Annotated in this window: 19 protein-coding genes; 10 read left to right on the forward strand and 9 right to left on the reverse strand. The window is 66.8% G+C overall.

Features of this window, described 5'->3' with window-relative positions; genetic code table 11:
• The first annotated feature begins 61 nt into the window (after window positions 1-61).
• The 3 genes from paoA to paoC are packed head-to-tail and all read left to right on the forward strand — an operon-like array spanning window position 62 to window position 3,869.
• A complete protein-coding gene (paoA, locus tag BSZ14_RS01205; RefSeq protein ID WP_076709495.1) occupies window positions 62-715 on the forward strand; it encodes an aldehyde dehydrogenase iron-sulfur subunit PaoA in 654 nt (217 codons plus the stop codon).
• The gene (locus BSZ14_RS01210) at window positions 712-1,662 is read left to right on the forward strand and encodes an FAD binding domain-containing protein (protein WP_076709382.1); all 951 of its coding nucleotides are present in this window, start codon (window positions 712-714) and stop codon (window positions 1,660-1,662) included. Before paoA ends, BSZ14_RS01210 begins: the two co-directional genes overlap by 4 nt.
• Window positions 1,659-3,869, forward strand: coding sequence for an aldehyde oxidoreductase molybdenum-binding subunit PaoC (paoC, locus tag BSZ14_RS01215; RefSeq protein ID WP_076709384.1), 2,211 nt, complete (start codon window positions 1,659-1,661; stop codon window positions 3,867-3,869). The genes BSZ14_RS01210 and paoC overlap by 4 nt, the downstream gene beginning before the upstream one ends.
• 214 nt (window positions 3,870-4,083) lie before the next feature.
• Here paoC and BSZ14_RS01220 read toward each other — a convergent pair whose 3' ends face one another.
• The 3 genes from BSZ14_RS01220 to BSZ14_RS01230 are packed head-to-tail and all read right to left on the reverse strand — an operon-like array spanning window position 4,084 to window position 6,292.
• A complete protein-coding gene (locus BSZ14_RS01220) occupies window positions 4,084-5,634 on the reverse strand; it encodes a tryptophan halogenase family protein (protein WP_076709385.1) in 1,551 nt (516 codons plus the stop codon).
• Window positions 5,604-6,059, reverse strand: coding sequence for a hypothetical protein (locus BSZ14_RS01225; protein ID WP_076709387.1), 456 nt, complete (start codon window positions 6,057-6,059; stop codon window positions 5,604-5,606). Before BSZ14_RS01225 ends, BSZ14_RS01220 begins: the two co-directional genes overlap by 31 nt.
• Window positions 6,059-6,292 (reverse strand): type II toxin-antitoxin system Phd/YefM family antitoxin, encoded by a 234-nt coding sequence (locus BSZ14_RS01230; protein WP_076709388.1) that lies wholly within the window; start codon window positions 6,290-6,292, stop codon window positions 6,059-6,061. The genes BSZ14_RS01225 and BSZ14_RS01230 overlap by 1 nt, the downstream gene beginning before the upstream one ends.
• A 178-nt stretch (window positions 6,293-6,470) precedes the next feature.
• On the opposite strand from BSZ14_RS01230, the gene BSZ14_RS01235 reads away from it, so the two are divergent.
• From BSZ14_RS01235 to BSZ14_RS01265, 7 genes are all read left to right on the forward strand, one after another.
• Entirely contained in the window at window positions 6,471-7,832 is a 1,362-nt protein-coding gene (locus tag BSZ14_RS01235) for a cation:proton antiporter (protein WP_042487729.1), read from the forward strand.
• Between the two features lie 465 nt (window positions 7,833-8,297).
• Window positions 8,298-10,808: a glycoside hydrolase family 9 protein gene (locus BSZ14_RS01240; RefSeq protein WP_076709390.1), complete on the forward strand. Its 2,511-nt coding sequence runs from the start codon at window positions 8,298-8,300 to the stop codon at window positions 10,806-10,808.
• 106 nt (window positions 10,809-10,914) lie between these two features.
• Window positions 10,915-11,367 (forward strand): MarR family winged helix-turn-helix transcriptional regulator, encoded by a 453-nt coding sequence (locus BSZ14_RS01245; RefSeq protein WP_042487724.1) that lies wholly within the window; start codon window positions 10,915-10,917, stop codon window positions 11,365-11,367.
• Complete coding sequence (locus BSZ14_RS01250) at window positions 11,364-12,767, forward strand: efflux transporter outer membrane subunit (RefSeq protein ID WP_042487722.1); 1,404 nt, start codon at window positions 11,364-11,366, stop codon at window positions 12,765-12,767. The genes BSZ14_RS01245 and BSZ14_RS01250 overlap by 4 nt, the downstream gene beginning before the upstream one ends.
• Window positions 12,764-13,945 carry an efflux RND transporter periplasmic adaptor subunit gene (locus BSZ14_RS01255; RefSeq protein ID WP_076709391.1) on the forward strand — a complete coding sequence of 394 codons (1,182 nt, stop codon included), beginning with the start codon at window positions 12,764-12,766 and terminating at the stop codon, window positions 13,943-13,945. Before BSZ14_RS01250 ends, BSZ14_RS01255 begins: the two co-directional genes overlap by 4 nt.
• A complete protein-coding gene (locus BSZ14_RS01260) occupies window positions 13,945-15,504 on the forward strand; it encodes a DHA2 family efflux MFS transporter permease subunit (protein WP_076709393.1) in 1,560 nt (519 codons plus the stop codon). The genes BSZ14_RS01255 and BSZ14_RS01260 overlap by 1 nt, the downstream gene beginning before the upstream one ends.
• 166 nt (window positions 15,505-15,670) lie before the next feature.
• Window positions 15,671-16,468: a ThuA domain-containing protein gene (locus tag BSZ14_RS01265; protein ID WP_241823595.1), complete on the forward strand. Its 798-nt coding sequence runs from the start codon at window positions 15,671-15,673 to the stop codon at window positions 16,466-16,468.
• Here BSZ14_RS01265 and BSZ14_RS01270 read toward each other — a convergent pair whose 3' ends face one another.
• The 6 genes from BSZ14_RS01270 to bamA form a co-directional block, all read right to left on the reverse strand.
• The gene (locus tag BSZ14_RS01270) at window positions 16,469-17,869 is read right to left on the reverse strand and encodes an L-serine ammonia-lyase (protein WP_083748028.1); all 1,401 of its coding nucleotides are present in this window, start codon (window positions 17,867-17,869) and stop codon (window positions 16,469-16,471) included.
• A 72-nt stretch (window positions 17,870-17,941) separates the two neighbouring features.
• Window positions 17,942-18,259: a PilZ domain-containing protein gene (locus BSZ14_RS01275; protein ID WP_042487712.1), complete on the reverse strand. Its 318-nt coding sequence runs from the start codon at window positions 18,257-18,259 to the stop codon at window positions 17,942-17,944.
• Between the two features lie 136 nt (window positions 18,260-18,395).
• Complete coding sequence (gene rpmE / locus BSZ14_RS01280; protein WP_042487709.1) at window positions 18,396-18,626, reverse strand: 50S ribosomal protein L31; 231 nt, start codon at window positions 18,624-18,626, stop codon at window positions 18,396-18,398.
• A gap of 195 nt (window positions 18,627-18,821) precedes the next feature.
• On the reverse strand, window positions 18,822-19,265 hold the full coding sequence (gene fabZ / locus BSZ14_RS01285; protein WP_076709498.1) for a 3-hydroxyacyl-ACP dehydratase FabZ: 444 nt from the start codon (window positions 19,263-19,265) through the stop codon (window positions 18,822-18,824).
• Between the two features lie 52 nt (window positions 19,266-19,317).
• Window positions 19,318-19,986, reverse strand: a complete 669-nt coding sequence (locus tag BSZ14_RS01290) for an OmpH family outer membrane protein (RefSeq protein WP_076709396.1) — start codon at window positions 19,984-19,986, stop codon at window positions 19,318-19,320.
• Window positions 19,986-22,730, reverse strand: a complete 2,745-nt coding sequence (gene bamA / locus BSZ14_RS01295; RefSeq protein WP_042487703.1) for an outer membrane protein assembly factor BamA — start codon at window positions 22,728-22,730, stop codon at window positions 19,986-19,988. The genes BSZ14_RS01290 and bamA overlap by 1 nt, the downstream gene beginning before the upstream one ends.
• Window positions 22,731-22,739 lie beyond the last annotated feature (9 nt).

Raw genomic sequence — 22,739 nt, forward strand, 5'->3', positions numbered from 1 at the left:
CAGCGGTGCGCGCACCAGCGGCCGGACAGGGGTCTGGACAGGGTGCAAGGGAGCCGGGACATTGGCGGACAGCAGTGAATTTACCGTGTCGCGACGCGGCGTGATCGTCGGAGGCGCGGCCACCGCGATGGCCGCTTCCGCCCCGGCCGAGGCGCAGAACCAGAGGAGCACCATGCCCGCCGATCCCCCCGCCATGCCCGTGACGCTGACGGTCAACGGCAAGGCCCGCAGCCTGTCGCTCGACCCGCGTACGACGTTGCTCGATACGCTTCGCGAGCATCTGCACCTGACCGGCACCAAGAAGGGCTGCGACCATGGCCAGTGCGGCGCATGCACCGTGCTGGTCAATGGCGAGCGGATCAACAGCTGCCTCTCCCTTGCACTTCAGCATGAGGGCGACAGCATCACCACCATCGAGGGGCTGGGTACGCCCGAGAAGCTCCACCCGATGCAGGCCGCTTTCGTGCGCCATGACGGATATCAGTGCGGATACTGCACGCCGGGCCAGATCTGCTCGGCGGTGGCGGTGCTCGACGAGATCAAGCGCGGCGTGCCCAGCCATGTCCAGGCCGACCTGACCGCCAGGCCCCAGAACTCCGGCATCGAGATGCGCGAGCGGATGAGCGGCAATATCTGCCGCTGCGGCGCCTATTCCAACATTGCCGACGCGATGGCCGACGTCGCGGGAGTCGCGAATAAGGAGATGGGGGCATGAAACCCTTCACCTATGAACGCGCCAAGGATGCCGTCTCTGCGGCGCGCGCGGCGACCAAGCCGGGCGCCAAGTTCCTCGCAGGCGGCACCAACCTGCTCGACCTGATGAAGATCGAGGTCGAGACGCCGACCCATTTGATCGACGTGCAGGAGCTGAAGCTCGACCGGATCGAGAAGACGAAGGACGGCGGCCTGCGCATCGGCGCGTTCGTCACCAATACCGCACTGGCCGCCGACGAGCGCGTGCGGCGCGACTATGGCGTCCTGTCCCGCGCCATCGTGGCGGGGGCCAGCGGACAGCTGCGCAACAAGGCGACGACAGCGGGCAATCTGCTCCAGCGGACGCGCTGTCCCTATTTCTACGACACCAACATGGCCTGCAACAAACGCAGGCCAGGCAGCGGGTGCAGCGCGATCGGCGGCTATTCGCGCCAACTCGCCATTGTCGGCGCCAGCAACGACTGTATCGCGACCAACCCCAGCGACATGAACGTCGCGATGCGGGTGCTGGACGCGGTGGTCGAAACGGTGAACCCCGAAGGAAAGACCCGCGCCATTGCGATCGCCGACTTCCACCGCCTGCCCGGCAATACGCCGCATATCGAAACGGCGCTCCAGCCGGGCGAGCTGATCACCGCCGTCAGCCTGCCCCGCCCGGTCGGCGGCACCCATATCTATGAGAAGGTGCGTGATCGCGCCTCCTATGCCTTTGCGCTCGTCTCGGTCGCGGCGATCGTCCAAAAGGACGGCTCGGGCCGCGTCGCGGTCGGCGGTGTCGCGCACAAGCCCTGGCGGGTCGAGGCAGCCGAGGCTGCCATGCCGCAAGGGGCCAAGGCGGTGACGGCGACGCTGCTCGCCGATGCCCGCCCGACCAAGGACAACGAATATAAGGTGCCGCTCGTCGAACGGACGCTGGCGGCCGCCATCAGCCAGGTGAGGACCGCATGAAATTCACCGAACCAGCCGGCGCCAACCCCATCGACCGCATGACCGTGGTCGGTCGCCCGCAGGATCGTATCGACGGTCCGCGCAAGACCACCGGCACCGCGCCCTATGCCTATGAACGCCATGCCGAGGCTCCGAACGCCGCCTATGGCTGGATCATCGGCGCGGCCATCGCCAAGGGGCGCATCCGGTCGATGAACCTCGACGACGCACGCGGGGCGCCCGGCGTGCTGGGCATCGTCACCGCCGCCGAGGCGGGCAAGCTGAACAAGGGCAATTTCAACACCGCCAAGCTGCTCGGCGGGCCGGAGATCGACCATTATCACCAGGCCGTCGCCATCGTCGTCGCCGAGAGCTTCGAGCAGGCGCGCGCCGCCGCCGGGCTGGTACGGATCGACTATGACCGCGCCAAGGGCCAGTTCGATCTGGAAGAGGCGCTGAAGGGCGCGCCGCTGGCGGGTGGCGAAGAGGGCAAGCCCGGCAAGGAAGACCGGACCGGCTCGTTCGAAAGCGCTTTCGACGCCGCGCCGGTGAAGCTCGATGCCGAATACACCACCCCCGACCACAGCCATGCGATGATGGAGCCCTTCGCCTCGCTGGCGATCTGGGAGGGGGACCAGCTGACCGTCTGGACCTCCAACCAGATGATCGCATGGGGCCGCGGCGACCTCGCCAAGACGCTGGGGATGCCCAAGGAGAAGGTCCGACTGATCTCGCCTTATGTCGGTGGCGGTTTCGGTGGGAAGCTGTTCCTTCGCGCCGACGCCGTCATGGCGGCGCTGGGCGCGAAGGCGGTCGGGCGGCCGGTCAAGGTCGCGATGCAGCGGCCGTTGATGGCCAATAACGCGACTCACCGTCCCGCGACGACCCAGCGCATCCGCATCGGGGCGACCAAGGACGGCGCGATCCAGGCGATCGCGCATGAAAGCGGATCGGGTGACCAGCCCGGCGGCGGTCCCGAGACGGCGGTCAACCAGACCAAGCTGCTCTATGCCGGACCCAACCGCCTGACCGCGATGCGGCTGGCGGTGCTGAACCTGCCGGAGGGCAATGCGATGCGCGCCCCAGGCGAGGCGCCGGGCATGATGGCGCTGGAAATCGCGATGGACGAAATGGCGGAGAAACTGGGCATGGACCCGGTCGCCTTCCGCGTGAAGAACGATACCCAGGTCGATCCCGAAAAGCCCGATCGCCGCTTCTCGCAGCGTCAGCTCGTCCGCTGCCTGGAAGAGGGCGCACAGCGTTTCGGCTGGGCGCAGCGCAATGCCAGGCCCGCCCAGGTCCGCGATGGACGCTGGCTGGTCGGCATGGGCGTCGCCGCCGCCTTCCGCAATCACATGAACATGAAGTCGGGCGCGCGGGTCATGCTGAACAAGGATGGCCGGGTCGTGGTCGAGACCGACATGACCGATATCGGCACCGGCAGCTACACGATCATCGCCCAGACCGCCGCCGAGATGATGGGCGTGCCGATGGACGCGGTCGATGTCCGGCTGGGCGACAGCGACTATCCGGTATCGGCCGGATCGGGCGGCCAGTTCGGCGCGGCCAATGCGACGGCGGGCGTCTATGCCGCCTGCGTGAAACTGCGCGAGGCGGTGGCGCAGCGGCTGGGGTTCAACTCGGCCGACCTGACCTTCGCCGATGGTCGGGTGACGGGCGGCAACCGATCGGTCGCGCTTCGCGATGCCGCATCCTCGGGTCCGCTGACCGCCGAGGACCGGATCGAGTTCGGAACGCTCGACAAGACCTATCAGCTGTCGACCTTCGGCGCGCATTTCGTCGAGGTCGGCGTCGATGCCTATACCGGCGTCACGCGGCTCCGCCGGATGCTGGCGGTTTGTGCGGCGGGGCGCATCCTGAACCCCAAGGCGGCGCGCAGCCAGATGATCGGCGCGATGACCATGGGCGTCGGCTCGGCGTTGATGGAGGAACTGGCGGTCGACAAGCGCTTCGGCTTCTTCGTCAACCATGACCTGGCGGGCTATGAAGTGCCGGTCCATGCCGACATCCCGCATCAGGAAGTGATCTTCCTGGAGGAAGCGGACGACAAGGCCAATCCCATGAAGGCCAAGGGTGTCGGCGAACTGGGCCTGTGCGGCGTCGGCGCGGCGGTGGCGAATGCGGTCTACAACGCCACCGGCGTGCGGATCAGGGACTATCCGCTGACGCTGGAAAAGCATCTGGACCGCCTGCCCGCGATCGCCTGATGCGTTTTCCGTCCCTTTCCCTGGACGGGAGAGAGGGAAGGGTCAGCGAGCGCCCAGCCGCATAGAGTATAAGGGCCTGAAACAAACCCTCCCCTTCAGGGGAGGGGCCGGGGGTGGGGCGCTTCCGCAAGCGTGGCGTTCGTGGAAAGGCCTCACCCAAACCCCTCCCCTGGAGGGAGGGACTCACACTGCCACCATGTAATGCCGTCTTGCCCTAACCCCGCATCGCCGCGACCAGTTCGTCATGGCTCGGCAGGTCCGCCACGGCGCGGTCGCCGAACATCTGGAGCTTGCGGAACAGCCGCTCGGCCTCGCCGGACGCGCGGGTCGGCCTCGCATCGCCATCGGCAAAGCCCATGCCATAGAGGATGTACTGATAGTTGAAATGGGCGAAGCTCTCGACATCCAGCGTGAAGTCGAACCGCCCGGGCGGCCTATAGCGCCATTGCTCCAGCAAATCCCGTAGCCGGTCGGAGATCGTTCCCGCCGCGCCATTGTCATGCCAGAACGGCTCGTCCCGGCTGCTCAGGCAGTAATGCAGCTTCAGAAAGTCGACGATCGTCCGATACCGCGCGGTCATCAGCGTGTTGAAGCGCGCGGCGGGGGCGGCGATCGGCCCGCGATGTGGAAACAGCTCGGCCAGCATGGCGACCGCCGCCTCGATCAGGACGATGCCGGTCGATTCCAGCGGCTCCAGAAAGCCTCCGGCCAGTCCGATCGCCACGCAATTGCCGATCCACGGCCGCTGGCGATAACCCGGCTCGAAGGTCAGCAGGCGCGGCTTTAGCCTGTCGGGGTTGCGCCCCAGATAAGCGGCGAGCGTCGCCAGCGCGGCCTCGTCATCCATATGGGCGTCGGAATAGACCGTGCCGATCCCCCGCCCCTCGGCCAGTCCGATGTCCCAGGTCCACCCGGCCCGATGCGCGCTGGCGATGGTCATGGTCGGCAGGGCGTGCCCGCGCGTCGTATCATAGGGCAGACGGCAGGCGAGCGCGCGATTGGTGAACAGCTGGTCGCGCACCGACGCCAGAGGCTCCCCCAGCGCGCCGGAGATCAGCTCGGCCCGCTGTCCGGTGCAGTCGACATAGAGGTCGGCGGTCAGCATGCCCTGACGGTCGGTCACGACATGGTCGATCAGTCCATCCGCGCCGACCACCGCGCCCGTCAGCCTGCCCTCCAGATGCCCCACGCCCAGGCCCATGGCACGATCGGCCAGCAGCGCGACCAGCCGATGCGCATCGAAATGATAGGCATAGCTGAGCGGCCCGTCGAACGCCCCTTCCCCCGCCCGTTTCGGTCCCCGCCCGGCGGCGGCGACGCGGTGCTGGATCGTCACCGCTTCGGCAAAGGGCGCACGGGCCGCCGGGTCCTGCGCCAGCCAGTGCGCGACCAGGTCGACACCGTCCGCCTGGAAGGGCGGCTCGAACGGGTGGACATAGCGATGGCGCCTGCCCCCGTCCGGGGCGTGCCGCCAGTCGTCGAAGCGGATGCCCTGCTTGAAGGTCGCACCCGCCGCGCGAATGAATTGCGCCTCGTCGATCCCCAGGAAGCGCAGGGTCGAGCGCATCGTGGGAAACGCCCCCTCGCCCACGCCGATGGCGCCGATGGCCGGGTCCTCCAGCAGGGTGATGCGGGTTTCCGGCCCCAGGAAGCGCGCAAGATAGGCCGCGGTCAGCCAGCCCGCCGTGCCGCCGCCGACGATCAGGATCGACCTGGCCTGCCCCTCCACCACCCTCACATCCTCACGAACAGGTTGCGGAACCATTGCGAGCCGCCCTTCGTCGCCTGCCGCCAGTCCTCGCCCATATCGTCGGGCACGAAACCCCAGGGGCAGAACAGCTTCGGCCGCCCGGCCTTATAGGCCGCGACGTGCCGCGTGACGAGGGTCAGGCCATGGACCAGCGCCGTCGCCACCAGCAGGGCGTCGCGGGTCTGCGCATAGCCCAGCCCCGCCGACCGCCGCACCACCGCGACATCGACCGGCAGGATGCGTCCCTCGAAGGCAGGCAGGACCTGCGCCGCGATCCAGTCGTCGGCGTCCTTGTCTTGCTGAAGATCGAGCAGCGTCACCGCCGACAGGAAGAGTTCGTGACGCGGCACGCCCGTGGCCCAGTCGACCAGCCCCGGATCGGCCTGTCCCCGCCGCGCGCCGCGCAACGCGGTCACGACATCGGCATCGAGCAGATACATCAGCGCGTCCGGTCCCAGTCGCGCGGCGGCGGAACCTCGCCGGGTGCCGCATCGGGTTGGGCGAGCAAGTCGACGATCGTCTCGGTCTGGCGCGCCAATTGGCGGAACGCCTCGACGCCCAGCAGGACATGGGTGGGCCGTCCGCGATCGGTGATGAACACCGGCTCGATTCGGGCCAGCCGCTTGGCGCGGCTGACATCCTGGTTGAATTCCCGGCTGGTCAGCGTCTTCATCCGCCCCTCGGATATGTAGGTACGTGCCTACCTTGTAGCAGCCGCATCACAGTTTGCCAGCAGCCCGCCAAAATCGCTGCCCACCCGCCAAAATCCCGTTGCAACGCCCCGCGACTTGGCGTCGCTATCGCCGCGGCCGGACCGGAGATGCCCGGCGCGAGGGGGGACGCCAAGACCGATGAACGACGCGATCGACAGTTTCCGGAAGACCTTTGGCGGCATCCTGGCACCGCATGGCCCGGCCAGCGCCGGGGCGGCCGCCACCTATGTTCCCGGCGACTACAGCATCCATTTCTTCCTGCAGCTGGCGGTGATCCTGCTCGCCTGTCGCGTCGTCAGCTGGGCCGGACAGCGGTTCCTGGGCCAGCCGCCGGTCGTAGGCGAGATGATCGCCGGAGTCGTGCTCGGCCCCTCGCTGCTCGGCCTGTTCTTTCCCGACCTGCAGGCGGCGATCTTTCCCAAGGAAACCCGCAACGTCCTTTATGCGGGCGCCCAGCTGGGCGTGGCGCTGTACATGTTCCTGGTCGGGCTGACGCTCCGCCTCGATCACTTCCGGTCCAAGGCGCGCAGCGCGATGGCGGTGTCGGCCTCGGGCGTGATCGCACCGTTCCTGATCGCCGTGGCGATCACCCCCCTGCTGCTGAAGGTGCCCGGCCTGTTCACCGCCGGGATCAGCCAGGCCAATGCCACGCTGTTCATGGGCGCATGCATCGCGCTGACCGCCTTTCCGATGCTGGCGCGGATCATCAACGAACGGGGGCTGGCGGACAGCCCGCTGGGCACGCTGTCGCTGGCGGCCGGGGCGTTCGACGATGCCGCGTCCTGGTGCGTGCTGGCGATCGTGCTGGCGACCTTTGGCGGCGGCAGCGGGGTGGCGATCCTCGCGATCGGTGGAGCCTTTGTCTATGTCGGATTCCTGATCCTGTTCGGCCGCCGCCTGCTCGCGCCGCTGGGCCGGGCGGTCGAGGCGCGGGGCGAGATGAGCACGACCGTGCTGGCGATCACGCTGATGGCCTTTTGCCTGTCCGCCTTCATCATGGACGCGATCGGCGTGCATGGCATTTTCGGCGGCTTCATCTTGGGCGTCTTCATGCCGCGTGGGACTTTCGTCGCCGAGTTGAAGAAGAAGGTCGAGCCGCTGGCCGTCGTCCTGCTGCTGCCCATGTTCTTCACCTATTCGGGGCTGAACACGCGGATGGACATGGTCAATTCGCTGCCGCTGCTGCTGATCGCGCTCGGCATCCTGGCCGCGTCGATCGCCGCCAAGTTCGGTGCCTGCTATCTGGCGGCGCGGGCTTGCGGCGAGGACAATCGCACCGCCATGGGGATCGGCGCGCTGATGAACTCACGCGGGCTGATGGAACTGATCATCATCAATATCGGGCTGCAAAAGGGTATTATCGGCCCCACCCTGTTCTCGATGCTGGTGCTGATGGCGATCGTGACCACGATGATGGCCAGTCCGCTGTTCGAATATGTCTATGGCCGCCGGGCGCGGGTGCTGGGCGAGATGGAGACGCTGAACGGCGCCGCCGCCTGACCCGGCCCTTCACCGTCCTATTTGGCAGGCACGAAAAGGGCGGTCCCGGGGCCGCCCTTTTTGCTTCTCCGATCGGTCCGCTCGGCGCTCACCGCATCGATCGAGCGCAATACCCCGCGGATCGCGCAGGCCACCGACGAAGCGGGCCGGGTCCAGCCGCGCCACAGGTCGCAGGAGCAACGCTCCTTCTGTCGCTCTCATATCCGTGGATTATATGTGAGCGGTAAACACCACAGCGCCACATCGCACCCCGGACCGCTTGCCGCAACCATCTGCTCCGCCAAAGTTGATCCGGACTAAAGCGCTATTTTTTCGTTGTTTAATCGAAAAAGCTGGCACAGATTGCGGGCAAGGCGAGCGTGGAAACCGCGCCGCCCCGCGTTTTGGACAAGGCATAGGGCCGGTACAGTTCGTCGCCTTGTCCTCGATCGAAAATGATAGCGCTATTTATATTGAGGAGGGGTTATGCTGAAACACATAGGTGTCGCCTTGCTGGCGTCGGCGAGCATCATGGCGGCCTGCGCCGTCCAGGCACAGGTAACGACGCAGGGCACGGCACCGGCACTGTCCGTCACCCCCGCCGAGACGCTGGAGCGGCAGGGCCTGACCGTGATGGTCGACCAGAACCAGTTCAGCCCCATCTTCTTCGACGAGAAGAATGCCGGTATCCAGATCGTCCTGCACGGCGAGCGGATCGCCACCGATGGCGCAGTGCGCCTCAATCCCACGCCCGAGCAATGGGACCCCGTGCCTGCCTTTGTCGGCCGGGCACGCGGAACCGAGCCCAACCAGATCGTCGTCCGCTCGACCTATAAGGACCAGAATCTCGCCTATCGGGTGAAGGTGACGGCGGAGGGCGACGGCTTTCGCATCGCGGTCGACCTCGACCAGCCGCTGCCCGCCGCGCTTGTGGGCAAGGCGGGGTTCAACCTCGATTTCCTGCCGACCAGCTATTTCGGCAAGACCTATCTGATGGACACCGCGCCCGGCCTGTTCCCGCGCCATCCCACCGGCCCGATGGCCAGGGACGGATCAGGCGATCCGACACCTCTGGCCGCGGGGGGCAAGTCGATCACCCTGTCGCCCGAAGACCCGCTGACCCGCGTGACGATCACCTCGGATGCGGGCGGGCTGGCGCTCTATGATGCGCGCAACCGGGCGCAGAATGGCTGGTTCGTCGTCCGCTCGCTGATCGCGGCGGGGGCGAAGGAGAATGCCGTCGTCTGGCATGTCCGCCCCAATGTCGTGAAGGACTGGGTACGCCCGCCGGTCGTCTCGTTCAACCAGGCGGGCTATACGCCCGGCCGCGCCAAGGTCGCCCTGATCGAAACCGATCCGCACGGAACTGCGCCGGGCGAGGCGGAACTGGTCCGACTGGCCGCAGACGGTACGCGCCAGTCGGTGCTGCGTGCCGCCATTGCCCCGCGCGGACGCTGGATGCGGTACAATTACGCCGCCTTCGACTTCTCCCAGGTCCGCGAGCCGGGCGTCTATGCCATCGCCTATGGCGGTCAGGTGACGAACCCGTTCCGTATCGCCGCCGATGCCTATGACCGCATCTGGCAGACCTCGCTCGACACCTTCATCGCCGAGCAGATGGACCATGTCGGCATCCGCGAGCAGTACCGGGTCTGGTCCGCGCCCTCGCATCTCGACGATGCCCGTCAGGCGCCGCCCAACCATGTCCATTTCGACGGATACAAGATGGGGCCGAACCTCGATTCACCGTTCAAGCCGGGCGAGCATATCCCCGGCCTGAATGTCGGCGGCTTCCAGGATGCGGGCGATTACGACATCCAGACGCCGCAGAATGCCCAGGTGGTCCGCGACCTCGCCTGGGGTCGCGAACTCTATGGCCTGGACTGGGACGATACGAGCGTGGACGAGGCCGCCCGCGCGGTCGAGATCCGCAAGCCCGACGGCAAGCAGGACGCGTTGCAGCAGATCCGCCACGGCGTCCTGCAACTGCTAGCCCAATATAAGGTGTTCGGCCATGCCATCGTCGGCATCATCGATCCGGTGCAGCGCCAATATGCCCATCTGGGCGATGCCGGGTCGCAGACCGACAATCTGACCTACGACGCATCGCTCGGGGTCAGCGAGCGCAAGGGCGGGTCGTCGGGGGCGCAGGACGATCGCTGGGCCTTCACCACCGACCTGCCCGCCAACAATCTGGCGGTCGCAGGGGCTCTCGCCGCCGCCTCCCGCACGCTGGCGGACAGCGATCCGACGATGGCGGCCGAGGCCTGGGATGCGGCCAAGGTGCTGTGGGGACGCTATCAGAAGGGGCCGATCAAGTCGGGTGACGGACGCGACGATTCCGGTACGCCCTGGTCGGCGGACGGCGCCAATGTCGGCGCGACCGTCGAGATGCTGATCACCAGCAAGGGCGAGCGCATCTACGCCGACCGCCTGCGCGCGCTGATGCCCGTCATCACCAGGAATTTCGACTGGGTCCGCGCTCCGGTAGTGCGCGCCATTCCGTTCATGGATGCCGGATACCGTACCGCGCTGGTCCCGCTGGTCCGCCAGAGCAAGGCCAAGATGGATGCGGAGGCCGCCAGGAACCCCTTCGGCGTACCGATCAGCGAAGGCGGCTGGGCCGGATCGCATCAGGTCGTCGAGTTCGGCTCGACCGCCTTCCTGATGCACAAGGCGTTCCCGGAGATCATCGGCACCGACTATACGCTGAACGCCATCGACTATGTGCTGGGGCGGCATCCGGCCAACAACCTGTCGCTCGTCTCGACCGTGGGCACCGCGTCCAAGCTGATCGGCTATGGCCATAACCGCGCCGATTACGGCTTCATCCCCGGCGGCGTGGTGCCGGGTGTGCTGATCGTGAAGCCCGACTTCCCCGAGCTGAAGACCGAGTGGCCGTTCCTGTGGTTCGAGAACGAATACACGGTCGCGACCACCTCCGCCTATATCCTGGCCGCCAATGCCGCGATCGAGGCGACGAAGGAGCATCGCTGAAGCCTTTTGCGGGGCGGGCGGATCGGCCTGCCCCGCATCAGATGAATTTCATGTCATCTTCGCAACGACAATTGACTGCCAAGGCAATCATTGCCATGGCAGCGATATGACATTCCCTACGCCTGATCCCTTCGACCCCGAACGCTCGGTCGGGTATCTGACCAAGCGCGTGTATCAGCTTGCCCGCATCGGCCTGGAGCCGGTCTTCGCCGATGAAGAAGTCACCCATGTCCAATGGAGCGCACTGATGGCGCTGCACCATGGCGTGGGCGGCACGGCGGCCGAGCTGGCACGCCACCTGTGCCATGATACCGGCGCGACGACGCGGATCGTCGACACGCTGGAGGAGCGCGGCCTGATCGAACGCTGCCGCTGTACCGAGGATCGCCGTGTCGTGCGCCTGTCGCTGACCGAGGCGGGGCGCGAAGTCACCGCGCGGTGCAAGGTCAAGGTCGTCGCGCAGTGGAACGAGTGGCTGGCCGACTGGTCGCCCGAGGAGATCGAACGCTTCGTCGGCGACCTGCTGCGCCTGCGTAACAAGCTGGAGACGGTGGCATGAAGCGCTTCGCCTTTCTGACCGGGTTGCTGTTGGCGGGCTGTTCGGTGCCTCAGGCGCATCCCGCCATCACGGCCACCCCGCCCGAGAAATTGGGTCTGGCCGATGCGCAGGCCCCGCTGGTCGCCGCCGACTGGTGGCGGGGCTTGGGCGATGCGCAGCTCGACCGGATCATCGGCGACGCACTGAGCGGCAATCCCTCGCTCGGCATCGCGCTGGCACGCTTGCGGCAGGCGGAGTCGGTATTGGCCACCCGCCGCGCCGATGACGGCCCTTCGGTGACGCTGGACGCGCAGGAACAATATAACCGGCTGTCGGGCCGCTATATCATCCCGCCGCCCTATGCGGGCACGACCCAGTGGCTGGGCCAGGCGCAGGCCAATCTGAACTGGACCATCGACCTGTTCGGGCGACAGGCCGCCGCGATCGAGGCCGCCCGCGCCTCGACCCGTGCGGCGGCGCTGGACGTGACGGCGGCGCGCCTCGCGCTGGCGGGTTCGGTCGCGCAGACCTATGTCGAACTGGCCCGGGCCGAACGGCAGGCGGCGATCGCACGCCAGACCATCGCGACCCGCACTCGCTCGCTGGGTCTGATACAGACACGCATACGGCACCAGCTGGCCAGCCAGATCGACGCGTCGGGCGCACAGACGCTGCTCGCCCAGGCGCGAGTCGCCTTGGCGCGGGCCGAGACGCAGGCCGCGCTGTCGCGCAATGCGCTGGCGGCGCTGGCCGGACGAGGGCTGGATTATCCCGCGACCATCGCACCGACGAAGCTCGCCTTCGATGCCGCGCTGCCCATCCCGGCGACCGTGCCCGCCGACCTGCTGTCACGGCGGCCCGACATCGCCGCCGCGCTCGCCCGGATCGATGCCGCGGGCAAGGGGCAGGAGGTCGCGCGAAAGGCGTTCCTGCCCAATATCAACCTGACCGCGCTGGCCGGTTTCCAGGCGGTCGGCCTGGGCAATCTGTTCACCGCCGATGCGGGAGCGGCGGCGGCGGGTCCGGCGATCCATCTGCCGATCTTCGACAGCGGACGGCTGCGCGCCGGGCTGGCGGGTGCGACCGCCGCGCTCGATTTGGCGACGGCCGATTATAACAACCGCGTCGTCGGGGCGGTACGTGAGGCGGCCGATGCGGTCACGCGCAGCCGCACCATCGCCACGGAGCGCGCGCGCCAGGCCGAGGTGACTCGCGGCCTGTCAGAAACCCGCCGCCTGAACGCGATCCGCGTGTCGAGCGGACTGCAATCGCAACTCGGCCTGATCGATCCCGACATCCGCCAGCTGGAGTCGGATCAGGCCGACGCCAATCTCGCCGCCGACGCGGTCCAGGCGCGTATCGCGCTGGCCGTCGCCCTTGGGGGCGGTTTCTCTTCTTCTTCGCAGGGTATCACGCAATGAGCGACACCGAAGCCGCCCCCTCCCCCGCCGCTCCCACGACGCAAGCCCCGAGCGGCGGCAAACCCAAGGCCCGCCGCATGGGCCTGACCATCCTGGCGATCGTCGTCGTCCTCGCCGCGATCGTCTGGGCAGTGTTCCACTTCTTGCTCGCCAAACCCGAGGAAGAAACCGACGACGCCTATGTCGCGGGTGACGTGGTGGCGATCACCGCGCGCGATCCGGGGCAGGTACTGGCCATCCATGCCGACAACACCCAGACGGTGAAGGCGGGCCAGCCGCTGATCGACCTCGATCCGGCGACCGCCGATGTCGGCCTCGCCTCCGCCGCCGCCGAGCTGGCGCGTGCGGTGCGCGCGACCCGCGCCGACTTCACCAAGGTCAACCAGAGCAGCGCCGCCATCGTCCAGGCCCAGGCCGAGCTGACCCGCGCTCGCGCCGACTATGCCCGTCGCCAAGGCGCCGCGGCCGAGGGTGCGGTGTCGGGCGAGGAACTGTCCCACGCCGCCGATGCGGTGAAGGTCGCCAATGCAAACCTCGCCCTTGCCCGCGCCCAGGCGGCGCAGGCGCGGACCACCGTGCAGGGCACCGATGTCGACACCAACCCTGCCGTGATGGCAGCCATCGCCGCCTATCGCCGCGCCGCCATCACGCGCAGCCATATGCACGTCGTCGCCCCGATCAGCGGCGTCGTCGCCCAGCGCACGGTACAGGTCGGGCAGCAGGTCGCGGCGGGTACGCCGTTGATGGCCGTGGTGCCGCTCGACCGGCTGTGGGTCGACGCCAATTTCCGCGAGACCCAGCTCAAGGACCTGCGCATCGGCCAGCCCGCGACGATCACCGCCGACATCTATGGCGGCAAGACCGTCTATCACGGCAAGGTCATCGGCCTGGGTGCGGGCAGCGGCAACGCCTTCGCACTGCTGCCGCCGCAGAACGCCAGCGGCAACTGGATCAAGATCGTCCAGCGCGTGCCGGTGCGCATCGGGCTGAACGCCAATGAGCTGCGCCAGAATCCCCTGCGGGTCGGCCTGTCGGCGACCGTGACGGTCGATACCGCCGACCAGCGCGGGCCGCGCATCGGCTCCGCCGCGACCCAGGTGGACAGCACCCGCGGCACCAATGGCAAGGACCCGGCGATCGAAGCGCGCATCGCGCAGATCATCGCGGCCAATCGCTGATGGCCGGCGCCCCCGCTCAGGGCGGCGCGGGGGATGGCCCCGCACCGCTGAAAGGCCCGGCGCTGGCGCTCGTCGCCTTCGCGCTGGCGCTGGGCACCTTCATGCAGGTGCTCGATTCGACCATCGCCAACGTCTCGCTGCCCACCATCGCGGGCAATCTGGGCGTCAGCTCGGACAACTCGACCTGGGTCGTCACCGCCTTTGCCGTCGCGAACGGCGTGGCGGTGCCGCTGACCGGCTGGCTGATGGGCAAGTTCGGGGTGGTGCGGACCTTCTGCGTCTCGGTCTTCCTGTTCACCATCGCGTCCTTCCTGTGCGGCATCGCATGGAACCTGTCCTCGCTGATCGGCTTCCGCATCCTTCAGGGCGCGGTGTCGGGGCCGATGATCCCCGGCAGCCAGGCGCTGCTGATCTCGATCTTCCCGCCGCAGAAGCGGTCGACCGCGCTCGGCATCTGGTCGATGACGACGCTGGTCGCGCCGATCATGGGACCGATCCTGGGCGGATACATCTCCGACAATTATCACTGGAGCTGGATCTTCCTGATCAACGTCCCCGTCGGCCTGTTCTGTGCGGGCGTGTGCTGGCGCGGGCTGTCGAGTCGCGAGACGCCGACGCGCAACCTGCCGATCGACAAGGTGGGCCTTATCATGCTGGTCGTCTGGGTCGGCGCGCTTCAGATGATGCTTGACCTCGGCAAGAATGACGACTGGTTCCATTCGACCCGGATCGTCGTCATGACGGTGATCGCGATCGTCGGCTTCATCGCCTGGCTGATCTGGGAGCTGACCGACGCCAATCCGGCGGTCGACCTGTCGCTGTTCAAGGGGCGCAATTTCAGCATCGGGACGCTGGCCTTTTGTCTCGGCTATGCCGTGTTCTTCGCCAACACGCTGCTGCTGCCGCTCTGGCTCCAGACGCAGCTGGGCTATACCGCGACCTGGGCGGGCCTGGTCGCCGCGCCCAGCGGGGCGGTGGCGGTGGTGCTGACCCCCGTCGTCGCGCGCCTGTCGGGCAAGGTCGATGCGCGGATCATGGCGACCATCGCCTTTGCCGCTTTCGGCGTCTCCTATTGGATGCGCTCGGGACTGAACACGCAGGCGAGTTTCAGCGACTTCGTGCTGCCGCTGATGGTGCAGGGCATCGCGATGAGCACCTTCTTCCTCGCCATGCTGACCATCGCCCTGGACGGCGTGCCGCAGGCGCGGATTCCGTCGGCGACCGGCATCTCCAACTTCGCGCGCATCACGGCGGGCAGCTTCGCCGCCTCGCTGACCACGACCATGTGGGATCGACGCGAAGCGATGCACCAGGCGCATCTGTCCGAGGCGATCGGCCAAGGCCCGGTATGGCAGATGGCGAAGAACGGCCTGGGTCATCTGGGCTTCACCGACGTACAGGCCGCCGCCGCCGTGACGCGGCAGATGGTGGGGCAGGCCTATCTGCTCGCCTCGACCGACATCTTCTATGTGTCAGCCTGGCTGTGCATCGTGCTGGCCGCACTGACCTGGTTCACCCGGCGGCCCAAGCCGCATGACGGCCCGATCGCGGCGGATTGATGAACAATCCTCCCCGATTCGGGGAGGTGGCAGCGCTCCAGCGCTGACGGAGAGGGGCTTCCGCAAGAGGTGTCCCCGGTGGAAAGCCCCCTCCACCATGCTGCGCATGGTCCCCCTCCCCGTGCCGGGGAGGATTTGCTACGCTCCCCGAAAAGGGAGACGGATGATGTTGAAAACGCTGATGATGATGGCGCTGGTCGCGGTGGCGCAGGCACCGTCCGACCCGCATCTGCCGCCCAAGGTGGTCGACAGCATCGCTCCCACCCTGCCCGCCGGGATGAACCACGGCGTGCTGATCGTCTCCAAGACCAACGGATGGCGGCATTTCGAGCATATCCCGCATTCCAACGCGGTCTTGGCCGACATCGCCAAGGGCCTGCACCACCCCAGCTTCACCACCGAAAACGCCGCCGTCTTCAACGACGACCAGCTTTCCCGTTTCTCGGTCGTGGTCCTCAACAGCGCCAGCGGCGATTTCCTGTCACCCGAGCAGCAGGCCGCCTTCGCCCGCTTCGTCGCGCGCGGTGGGGGCGTGGTGGCGCTTCATGCGGCAGGCGACAACAGCCACAAGGCCCCCTGGTATGTCGAGACGATCATCGGCACGACCTTCACCGGCCATCCGAATGGCGAAGACCATATCCAGCCCGCCCGTATGGAGATCGTGCAGCCCCGCCATCCGATCATGGCCGGGGTCAAGACGCCGTGGACGCCCCGCGACGAATGGTACAGCTTCGACAGCAACCCCGCGACGCGCGGCATGACCATCCTGGCGCAGGTGGACGAAGCCAGCTATCGCCCTGGCGAGACGCTGCGCATGGGCGCGGCGCATCCCGTCATGTGGATCAACCCACGCAGCAAGGGCCGGGTCTTCTACTCCGCGCTGGGGCATGAGCCGCAGCTGTATGACGATCCCAATTACCGCCGCATCCTGACCAACGCGGTACGCTGGGCAGCGGGAAAGTGATCAGCACTCGACGACGTTGACCGCCAGGCCGCCGAGGCTGGTTTCCTTGTACTGCGACTTCATGTCCTCGCCGGTCTGGCGCATCGTCTCGATCACTTGGTCCAGGCTGACGATGTGCTTGCCGTCGCCGTGCAGCGCCAGATAGGCCGCGTTGATCGCCTTGATCGCGCCCATCGTGTTGCGCTCGATGCAGGGGATCTGGACCAAGCCGCCGATCGGGTCGCAGGTCAGGCCCAGATTATGCTCCATGCCGATCTCGGCCGCATTCTCGACCTGCGCGGGCGAGCCGCCCAGCGCCGCCGCCAGCCCCGCCGCCGCCATCGAACAGGCAACACCGACCTCGCCCTGACAGCCCATTTCGGCCGCCGAGATGGAGGCGCGCTTCTTGTACAGCATCCCCACCGCTGCCGCCGTCAGCAGCAGGGTGCGCACCCCGTCGCGCGTCGCGCCGTGGACGAAGGTCTCGTAATAACGCAGCACCGCCGGGATCACGCCCGCCGCGCCATTGGTCGGCGCGGTCACGACCCGGCCGCCCGCCGCATTCTCCTCATTCACCGCCAGCGCCCAGAGGCTGACCCATTCGAACACCAGGCTGGGGTCGGTGCGCGGTCCCCGGTCGAGCAGCTTCTGCCGGATCGCCTGGGCGCGCCGCTGGACCTTCAGCCCGCCCGGCAGGATACCCGACGCCGCACAGCCCCGCTCGATCGAGGCGCACATGGCGTCGCGCACCCGGTCGAGAAACGCGTCGGTGTCGCCATCTTCGCGCCATGCGGCTTCGTTGGCGCGGACAATCTGGGCGATGGAAAGGCCCGTTTCGCCGGTGCGTTCCAGCAGTTCCGCGCCCGAGGCAAAGGGATGCGCCAGCCGCCGGTTGTTCCGCATCGGCTCGGCGCCCTCCATGCGGATCGCACCGCCACCGATCGAATAGAAGCGGCGGACCACCGAACTGCCATCGGGCAGAAAGGCGGTGAAGACCATACCGTTGGGATGCGCGGGCAAAAAGCCCGGCCGAAAGAGCAGATCCTGCTCGGGATCGAAGGGGATCTCATGGCGTCCGTCGAGCATCAGCTGCCGCGTCTCGTGGATCTTTGCGAGCAAGCCATCGATGGCGTCCGGGTCGACCCGTTCCGGAGTCTCGCCCGCCAGACCCAGCAGCACCGCCCTGTCGCTATGGTGCCCGCGTCCGGTCAGCGAGAGCGAGCCGAACAACTCGGCCTGCACCCGGTCGGGGACCAGGCCGGTGTCGAGCATCTCGACCGCAAACGCCTTGGCCGCGCGCATCGGACCGACGGTGTGCGAGCTGGAAGGGCCGATGCCGATCGTGAACAGCTCGGTCACGCTGACCGCGGCGATGCTGTCCTCGCTGCGTGGTGTGCCGACGGGAATGGCGGAGAGCGTCAAGATCGTTCCAATTGTTACGGCTTTTGCCTCGTCTAGCGCACTCGCCATGCACTGACCAGCCGATGGAACGGATCAGGCGGTCATCGGGGCCAGTATGTCGAACGCCTCACGCGTCAAGGGCGTCTGGAAATGACACCCCGCGGCAAAGTCGGACGCCCACACGATCTTGGCCTCGATCTCGCCGACATGGGGCAGGCGCAACCAGATTTTCAGGCCGCGCCGCAATTCGGTATAGGTCTGAAGCCGCGCGCCGCTGATCGAAATGTCCGTCACCCGGCATAGCGCCCGGTCGAGCCCGCCGCGCCCCATTTCGGTGTCCAGCGCAGTCGCCGTGCGCGGGGAGCGACGGCGATTGGCAAATTCGGCAGGTTCGAATTCAGCGGCGAACATGGGGCCAGTCTAAACACCGCTGGTTAACAGACTGCAAACCTATTTCCGGCTCGCTTCCTCCCATAGACGCAAAAAACCCGGCGCTTCATGGGAAGCACCGGGTCCTTCGATCGTCCGGCGATGAGGCCGGAAGCGATTACTTGCGGAGCGTGAGACCGCCGCCGAAACGCTTGTTGAAGCGCGCGACCTGACCGCCGGTGTCCAGCATGGTGCCGCGACCGCCGGTCCAGGCGGGGTGCGCCAGCGGATCGATGTCCAGCTGCATCGTGTCGCCTTCCTTGCCCCAGGTGGAGCGGGTTTCGAACACGGTGCCGTCGGTCATCTGCACCTTGATCATGTGATAGTCGGGATGCGTATCGGTCTTCATGATATTGCTCCGGAAAATGGCTGGTTCCGACCAGCCTTCAAGCTCAAGGCGCGGCCCATAGCGGACCGCGCTCCGTTAGTCAAAAGCCCGTGACGGTCGCTTATGCCCCAGCTTAGAGTTGAAAGCGATCAGCATTGCACGGTTTTAGCCCCTCCCCTTCAGGGGAGGGGTGAGCAGAGTTGATCGTTTTCGACTCTAAGCTTCTGCGGGCGGATCGGCGATCATCGCGGTAAAATTGGCTTCCGCCACGACGACGCCGTCGATCTTGGCGACCCCTGCGAACTTGCAGACGCGGGTGCGCTTCGACACGAACTCGACCTCCAGGTGCAGGAGCACGCCGGGCTCGACGGGCTTGCGGAACTTCACGCCGTCGATCGACATGAAATAGACCAGCTTGCCCGAATTCACGAGGCCCAGGCTTTCCACGCCCAGGACACCGGCGGCCTGCGCCAGCGCCTCGACGATCAACACGCCCGGCATGATCGGACGGCCGGGATAATGGCCCTGGAAAAAGGCCTCGTTGATCGTCACCGCCTTTACCGCGCGGATCGACGTGTCGAGGACCAGTTCCTCGACACGATCGACCAGCAGCATCGGGTAACGGTGCGGGATCGCCGCCATGACCCGCGTCACGTCCATCGGGCCGATGACGGTCTTCGCCTCTTCGTTCACGACGTCGCTCACGGGGATATTACCGGCCGCTGTTCTGGCGACGGGCAGGCGCCGGGGCGGCGGCGGCGGGAGCAGCCCCGGCCGGGGCAGCGCCCTGCTGACCCTGCTGGCCAGGCTGCCAGTTGGCGGGCGGCGTGATGCTGACGGTCGGGACCAGCTTGTCCAATTCCGCCGTCACCGCGGACGTGATGTCGGCGGTCGGCTGCATGAACAGCACGGCCTGCGGGCTGACCAGCAGGCTGACATTCTTGGCGCGCACGGCGTTCTGCACCGCTTCGCCCAGACGCGCCTGGATCTGTTCGACCGCATAGGTCTGCGCACGGACAGCGGGCTGGGTCAGACGGCCCAGTTCCTGCTCGGCAGCCTGCTGCTTGGCCTGGATCGACTGGGCCTGGGTGCGCAGCGCGGCTTCGTTGGCGTTCGGCGCGGCGCGGGCGGTCTGGAACGCCTGGACCAGCGGCTCCAGCTCGCGGCCAAGCGCGGTGCGGCGGGTTTCGGCCTGATCGAGCTGCGCCTTGTAGGTCGTCTCGATCTGCTGACGGGCGGTGGCCCAGGCGCGCGAACCGGCGATCGCACCCTGCGGGTCGGCAACGGCGACGCCGTTCACCTGCGCGCTGGCGGTGGTGGCGACGGTCGCGGCCGGGGCGACAAGGGCCGCCGCCAGGAGGAGCTTCGAAATCGTCTTCATCAGAACTGAGTCCCTACGTTGAAAGTGATGAGCTTGGGATCGTCGCCCGGCTGCGTGACCAATGCCTTGGCCAGGTCGATGCGCAGCGGTCCGAATGGTGAATTCCAGTTCACACCGATGCCGATCGACACGCGCGGCTTCCAGGTGCCGAGGTAGAATTGCTCCTGGGCATAGTTGGTGTTCTGGAGCGCGATATTGGCCGTCCCACCGGAGCAGGCGCCACCCAGCGTCGCCGAATAGCCGGTCTGGCAGGTGGTGGTGAGGCCCGCCGTCTTGTCCGCCGTGGTGCTGTCGTTAGTGGGCACCTGGAAAAGCGGACGTCCCTGCGCATCGGTCTGGGCGACGGGCGCCAGCGTCGGCGAACCGTCCTTGTTGAACAACGGATTGCCGTTGGCGTCCTTCGCCTGCGGGAAGTTGAGCGAGGGCAGCGGGCGCGTGACGCCCCACAGGCTGCCCGCCTGGACATAGACGCTGGGACGCAGCCCCATCTCACGCGCGCCCGAACCCAACGGGATTTCCAGCTCCGCACGCGCCAGATAGTAAGCGCGGCCGCCCAGCGCGTCGTCGACGAACTGCTGGCGGTCCTTGCTGAGCGACTGGCTGCCGTCGTTGCCGATGACATAAGGCACGCGCAGCACGCGCGGGCCGACGCCGCGAATGTCGAAGCCGCGGAACTGCGGCTCGCCCAGATAGAAGCGGTCGACGATACGGACCGGATCGATGCCCGGACCACGGCTGCCTTCGAGCGAGTGGATATAGCCGCCCTCGCCCAGGATCGAGAAGACGAAGCCCTTGCCCAGCCCCTTGAACTTGGCGCCTTCCGCGCGGGTGCGGATATATTTCACGTCACCGCCCAGACCGGCAAAGTCCTGGCTGAACGAGAAGCGATGACCCGCCGTCGGACGCAGGCGGCTGTTCAGGCTGTCGTAGATCAGCGAGTAGCCGACCGACGAGGTCCAGCGATTGCCGATCGAGTCACAGAGATAACGCCCGGCCTGCTGGAAGTTACAGCTGCCGTCCGCGTTGAAGAAGGACGAGGCCAGGCCGACCTGGTCATAGGTCAGGCCATAGCGACCCGACAGCGACCAATATTCGGTCAGCGGCACGCCCGCGCGCACCTGGAAGCCGGTCGAAACCTGGCTGTAGGTCGTCTGGCGGGTGGTGCCGAGATAGTTGAACGAGTTGAAGTCGCGGCGGAACACGTCGACGCCCAGCGCGATATTCTTGTCGAACACATAGGGCTCGGTGAAGCCCAGTTCGATCGACTTGGAATAGGCCGAATAGTTCACGCCTGCGCGCAGTTCCTGGCCCTTGCCGCGGAAATTGCGCTGGGTGATGTTCGCCTGGATGATGAAGCGCTCCAACGACGAGTAACCGGCCGACAGCTGCAACGAACCCGTCGACTGTTCCTCGACATTGGTTTCCAGCACGATGCGGTCGGGCGTTGAACCCGGGTTCTGCTTGATCTCCAGCTTTTCCTGGAAATAGCCGAGCGAGTTGATGCGGTCCTGGCTGCGGCGGACCTGGAAGCTGTTGAAGGCATCGCCCTCGGCCACGCGGATCTCGCGGCGGACGACCTTGTCCTGCGTCTGCGTGTTGCCGTTGATGTCGATCCGTTCGACATAGGTCCGCTTGGCCTCGGCGATGTTGAACGTGATCGACATGGTCAGCGTGTCCTTGTCACGCTGGAAGTCGGGGTTCACATCGGTGAAGGCATAGCCGAACAGGCCCGCCGTCTGGCTAAGGCTGTCGATCGAGTCCTCGATCAGCTTGGCGTTGTACCAGTCGCCCTTCTTCATGGGCAGCGACTGGGCGAGCTTCTCATTGTCGAAGTCGCGGATCTGGCTGTCGACCTTGACGTCGCCGAACTTGTAGCGCGGACCTTCCTCCACCACATAGGTGATGATGAAGTCCTTCTTGTCCGGCGTCAGCTCGGCGACCGCGCTCGTGACCCGGAAATCGGCATAGCCGTTGGTCAGGTAGAACAGGCGCAGCTTCTGCTGGTCGGCGGCCAGGCGATCCTGATCGTAGCTGGTCGCCGAGGACAGGAAACGGAACCAGCGCGACTGCTTGGTGTACATCGCACCGCGCAGTTCGTCGTCGGAGAATTTCTCGTTGCCGATGATGTTGATCTGGCGGACCTTGGACTTCGGCCCTTCGCTGATCTCGAACACCACATCGACGCGGTTCTGGTCGAGATTGACCATCTTGGGTTCGACCACCGCGCCGAACCGGCCTTGGCGGCGATACAGCTCGACGATGCGCGCCACGTCCTGGCGAACCGCGGTCCGGGTGAAGATCTGGCGGGGAGACAGCTTGATCTCCTTCTTGATCTTGTCTTCCTTCAGGCGCTTGTTGCCCTCCAGGATGACCCGGTTGATGATCGGGTTCTCGCGCACGCGCAGCACGATGTCGCCCGTCTCCACGCCGGAGATCGAGAAGTCGGCGAACAGTTCGGACGCCTGAAGATCCTTCAGCGCCTGGTCGAGCGTCTCCGGGGTATAGGGAATGCCGACCCGCAGCTTGGTGTAGGACAACACCGTCTCGGGCTCGATACGCTGGGCGCCCTCGACCCGCAGCGTCTTGATCGTGCGCACCGGCGCTGGCGCCACGGCCTGCGTCGGAGCGGCACCCGCCCCGGCGCTCGGCGCGGCAGGCGCGGTCTGCGCCATGACGGGAACTCCCGACAGCATCGTGCCCGCCAGCAGCATGGCGCCCGCGCGCACAGTCTTCATACCCGTCATTGCTGTCAC

Origin of the sequence: Sphingomonas sp. Sph1(2015), assembly GCF_001970915.1 — a bacterium.
Taxonomy (GTDB): domain Bacteria; phylum Pseudomonadota; class Alphaproteobacteria; order Sphingomonadales; family Sphingomonadaceae; genus Sphingomonas; species Sphingomonas parapaucimobilis.

What these genes read in the sequence shown, in the direction of transcription:
- BSZ14_RS01210 (WP_076709382.1), top strand. Translation starts at nt 712, where the DNA reads ATGAAACCCTTCACCTATGAACGCGCCAAGGATGCCGTCTCTGCGGCG.
- paoC (WP_076709384.1), top strand. Translation starts at nt 1,659, where the DNA reads ATGAAATTCACCGAACCAGCCGGCGCCAACCCCATCGACCGCATGACC.
- BSZ14_RS01220 (WP_076709385.1), bottom strand. Translation starts at nt 5,634, where the DNA reads ATGGTTCCGCAACCTGTTCGTGAGGATGTGAGGGTGGTGGAGGGGCAG.
- BSZ14_RS01225 (WP_076709387.1), bottom strand. Translation starts at nt 6,059, where the DNA reads ATGTATCTGCTCGATGCCGATGTCGTGACCGCGTTGCGCGGCGCGCGG.
- BSZ14_RS01230 (WP_076709388.1), bottom strand. Translation starts at nt 6,292, where the DNA reads ATGAAGACGCTGACCAGCCGGGAATTCAACCAGGATGTCAGCCGCGCC.
- BSZ14_RS01235 (WP_042487729.1), top strand. Translation starts at nt 6,471, where the DNA reads ATGAACGACGCGATCGACAGTTTCCGGAAGACCTTTGGCGGCATCCTG.
- BSZ14_RS01240 (WP_076709390.1), top strand. Translation starts at nt 8,298, where the DNA reads ATGCTGAAACACATAGGTGTCGCCTTGCTGGCGTCGGCGAGCATCATG.
- BSZ14_RS01245 (WP_042487724.1), top strand. Translation starts at nt 10,915, where the DNA reads ATGACATTCCCTACGCCTGATCCCTTCGACCCCGAACGCTCGGTCGGG.
- BSZ14_RS01250 (WP_042487722.1), top strand. Translation starts at nt 11,364, where the DNA reads ATGAAGCGCTTCGCCTTTCTGACCGGGTTGCTGTTGGCGGGCTGTTCG.
- BSZ14_RS01255 (WP_076709391.1), top strand. Translation starts at nt 12,764, where the DNA reads ATGAGCGACACCGAAGCCGCCCCCTCCCCCGCCGCTCCCACGACGCAA.
- BSZ14_RS01260 (WP_076709393.1), top strand. Translation starts at nt 13,945, where the DNA reads ATGGCCGGCGCCCCCGCTCAGGGCGGCGCGGGGGATGGCCCCGCACCG.
- BSZ14_RS01265 (WP_241823595.1), top strand. Translation starts at nt 15,671, where the DNA reads ATGTTGAAAACGCTGATGATGATGGCGCTGGTCGCGGTGGCGCAGGCA.
- BSZ14_RS01275 (WP_042487712.1), bottom strand. Translation starts at nt 18,259, where the DNA reads ATGTTCGCCGCTGAATTCGAACCTGCCGAATTTGCCAATCGCCGTCGC.
- rpmE (WP_042487709.1), bottom strand. Translation starts at nt 18,626, where the DNA reads ATGAAGACCGATACGCATCCCGACTATCACATGATCAAGGTGCAGATG.
- fabZ (WP_076709498.1), bottom strand. Translation starts at nt 19,265, where the DNA reads ATGGACGTGACGCGGGTCATGGCGGCGATCCCGCACCGTTACCCGATG.
- BSZ14_RS01290 (WP_076709396.1), bottom strand. Translation starts at nt 19,986, where the DNA reads ATGAAGACGATTTCGAAGCTCCTCCTGGCGGCGGCCCTTGTCGCCCCG.
- bamA (WP_042487703.1), bottom strand. Translation starts at nt 22,730, where the DNA reads ATGACGGGTATGAAGACTGTGCGCGCGGGCGCCATGCTGCTGGCGGGC.